This window comes from Nioella sp. MMSF_3534 (assembly GCF_030732985.1).
Taxonomy (GTDB): domain Bacteria; phylum Pseudomonadota; class Alphaproteobacteria; order Rhodobacterales; family Rhodobacteraceae; genus Nioella.
On the sequence record NZ_JASHJX010000094.1, the window covers coordinates 1 to 3491 of the forward strand.

3 protein-coding genes are annotated in these 3491 nt (G+C 62.8%); 2 read left to right on the forward strand and 1 reads right to left on the reverse strand.

What is annotated here, in order from left to right; translation table 11 throughout:
• On the reverse strand, positions 1-516 hold a 516-nt coding region (locus RBB16_RS20455; protein WP_306047879.1), incomplete at its 3' end, for a thiamine pyrophosphate-binding protein.
• 623 nt (positions 517-1139) lie between these two features.
• On the opposite strand from RBB16_RS20455, the gene RBB16_RS20460 reads away from it, so the two are divergent.
• Positions 1140-2276 carry a Hint domain-containing protein gene (locus tag RBB16_RS20460; RefSeq protein WP_306047880.1) on the forward strand — a complete coding sequence of 379 codons (1137 nt, stop codon included), beginning with the start codon at positions 1140-1142 and terminating at the stop codon, positions 2274-2276.
• 220 nt (positions 2277-2496) lie between these two features.
• Positions 2497-3390, forward strand: a complete 894-nt coding sequence (locus tag RBB16_RS20465; RefSeq protein ID WP_306047881.1) for an SPFH domain-containing protein — start codon at positions 2497-2499, stop codon at positions 3388-3390.
• The last annotated feature ends 101 nt before the right edge of the window (positions 3391-3491 follow it).

Here is a 3491-nt window from a genome sequence, read left to right on the forward strand (position 1 = left end):
GGTCACCGGGGCGGACCCGTCGCCCCAGGCGGTGTCGGCGGGCAGGATCATCGTGGCGATCCGGCCATTCATCGCCCGCGCCGCGCGGATCGCGTCGGCCCCGTCACCCGCCACGTCAGCCGAGGAAAGAGAGCTGCGAGTCCAATGGCTTATGGTGCGGCTGATGCCTTCGGTATCGCCCTTCAGGGGGCTCTCATAGGCCAGGTGATAGGTCGCGTGCTCGCCCATGATGTTGAGGATGCCGCTGCCCGCCTTGCGCGCATTGTGCAGGTTTGAAAATGCATTCCCAAAGCCCGGCGCGAGGTGCAGCATGGTGGCCGCAACGCGGCCCGACATGCGGAAATACCCGTCCGCCGCGCCGGAAGTTCCGCCCTCGAACAGGCACAGGATGCAGCGCATGTCGGGGTGGCTGTCGAGCGCCGCAACGAAATGCATCTCGGACGTGCCGGGATTGGCGAAGCAGACGTCCACGCCGCTGGCCAGCATGGTTTTCACGAGGGATTGGGCACCGTTCATGGGATCCTCCTTGCGCGTCAGACAAGCACGGATGGCGGGGGTCGGGAACCCCGAAAACAGGGGGGTGCCCCCCGTGCACCATGCGTACACCCCCCGTACACCCCCCGTGCAGACAAAACCCGGATTGGCGGGCGTTTGGGGCACCCAGCCAAATGGCCCGGGTCTGGCCTGATCGCGGGTCAGAGCCGGGGTGGGTGAGAGCGACAGTCGGTCCAAGCCCGCCGCTCGGAGTCAGGGCGAAGCCGCCGCGCCATCGCATGGGGCAGGTTTGCGCCGCGCCGCTGTCGCAACGCTCCGGCCTCACCGCCCACGCGGGGAGGAGATTGGGAAGGGGGCGCGCGGCAGTTGAGCTGTTCGGGGCGGAGAGATGACACGCGCCGCTCGGAGGTCGGTCGCCCACCGGCGGGTCGGCGCGTATGAAGGGAGGCTGGTTGCGGTGGGCAGGACTGCCCACCCTACGCTTGCTGGGGATAGCCTGAGCGTCCTGACCCTGTGGTCGGGATTTGAGGCTGTTGGCAGTTGAGTCTTGTGCAGTAGGCAAGGAGCGCTGGTGCGAAACTGGATTCGCGTGCTGTTCTATGCTACCGCTCAACAACTGTTAATTGTCTATGGGGGACGGCAAGGTGCCAGCAACAACAGCGAATTTGAGCGGGGTCGTCATTAATGAAATCGGCTTCGATCCTTCCGGAGTGTCACAAGACCTGAACGGGGATGGTGTCGGCAACAGCTCTGACGAATTTATCGAACTGTACAACAACAGCGGTTCGCCGGTCGACATTTCCGGATGGGAAATCTGGGAAAGCGGCGTATTGCGGCACACTGTCCCGGGCGGCACGACGATCCCGGCAGGCGGGTACTACGTTTCGGTTGATAGCGCTGCGGGCACGACGAACCCGATCCAGAACGTAAACGGTTCAGATGCGGATTATTCGGACTCTGCCTACGGACTCGCCGACAACGACTACATCTTTCTCTATGATCCGAACAACAATGAGTTCGTCGTATTTGCGGGGGATACTGCCTTACCTGCGAGCATCACTGCGGGAATCGGCCTGCTGACATCTGCACATCCGGGGGCCACACAAGTCGGCCCAACAGAGGACGGTGTTGCCTCGTCGGCTGGTAATTCTGTGGGCCGCGACACCGATGGCGATACAACGTGGCTCAATTCGACACCCACGATCGGGGACGTCAACTGCTTTGCGGCTGGAACTCTCATAACGACGCCTGATGGCGAGTGCGCCGTCGAGGGTCTGAAGATCGGTGATCGGGTTCTCATCGCCGATGGCACAGCAGTTCACGTCAAATGGATCGGTCGCCAGACCGTCTCCACCCGCTTTGGCCCCGCCGAACGGCTGATGCCGGTGCGCTTTGCTGCCGGGTCTCTTGGCGACGGCCTTCCTCATGCCGATCTGACGGTGACTGCGGATCACGGGATGCTGGTGGATGGGGTGATCTGCCACGCGGGCGCATTGGTGAACGGGACGACTATTAGGTGCGTCCCGCTGTCAGAAATGGGCGAGACTTACACCGTCTACCATATCGAGACGGAAGAGCACGAAATCATCCTCGCCAACGGTGCCCCCGCCGAGACCTTCATCGACAACGTGAGTCGCCGCGCCTTCGACAACTTCGCCGAGTTCGAAGCGCTCTATGGCGACGTGCCCGAGATGGAAGAACTGCCCTACCCCCGCGCGATGTCTGCCCGGCAGGTGCCGGGGCGGATTGTTGCGAAGCTGGCCGGGAAGGCTGTGGCCTGAACTGACGCCAAAGGACCGCATCAGCGCGCCTGCCATCCTCTGACAAGGGGATGGTTTGGGTCGTAATTTCGTGTCGTAACTGGGCCGCCACGAGCGGCCCCTGACCGGGTCTTCCCAAGATCGGTCTTGTTCTTGCGGCCAAACCGGCCCACATACGCCCTAGACCATTTTTCAACCCGACTGCATAGTTCCGCGTATGAAGAACGAGGATACCAATACCATGGATATCGAAGCCATTCTCGACGCCCTGTTGGGCGGCAATCTTGTGATCCTGCTGCTGGCAGGGTTCATCCTTCTTTGCATCTACCTTGGCATTCGCATCGTGCCGCAAAGCCAGAAATTCGTTGTCGAACGGTTCGGGCGGCTGCGGTCGGTGCTGGGGCCGGGGATCAACTTCATCGTGCCCTTCCTCGACCGGGTGGCGCACAAGATCTCGATCCTGGAGCGTCAGCTGCCCAATGCCAGCCAGGACGCGATCACCAAGGACAACGTGCTGGTGCAGATCGACACCAGCGTGTTCTACCGCATTCTTGAACCGGAAAAGACGGTTTACCGGATCCGCGACGTGGATGGGGCGATTTCCACCACGGTGGCCGGGATCGTGCGGGCCGAGATCGGCAAGATGGATCTTGATGAGGTGCAGTCTAACCGCTCTGCCCTGATCTCTGCGATCAAGACAAGCGTGGAGGACGCTGTTGACGCCTGGGGGATCGAGGTGACGCGCGCCGAAATCCTCGACGTGAACCTCGACCAGGCGACGCGGGACGCGATGCTGCAACAGCTGAACGCCGAACGGGCCCGCCGGGCGCAGGTGACCGAGGCCGAGGGCGCCAAGCGGGCGGTGGAGCTCAATGCGGATGCGGAGCTTTACGCCGCGCAGCAGATCGCCGAGGCGCGCCGGATCCAGGCCGATGCAGAGGCCTATGCGACCCGCGTCGTGGCCGAAGCGATTGCCGATAACGGGCTGGAGGCCGCGCAGTACCAGATCGCGCTCAAGCAGGTGGAATCCATTGCGCAGGTGGCGCAGGGGCAGGGATCGCAGACGATCATTGTCCCGGCCGATGCCGCCGATGCCTTTGGCAAGGCCTTCCAGATGCTGAAAGGGCGGGCCTGATGGATATCTGGAACACCTGGTGGGCCTGGGGGGCACTTGCGATCCTCCTGGCCATTGGCGAGGTGATCCTGCCGACCTTCGTTCTGCTGGGGTTCGGGGCC

Bases quoted from the DNA above. Each gene is read 5' to 3' on its own strand.
- RBB16_RS20465 (WP_306047881.1), top strand. From the start codon at position 2,497: ATGGATATCGAAGCCATTCTCGACGCCCTGTTGGGCGGCAATCTTGTG.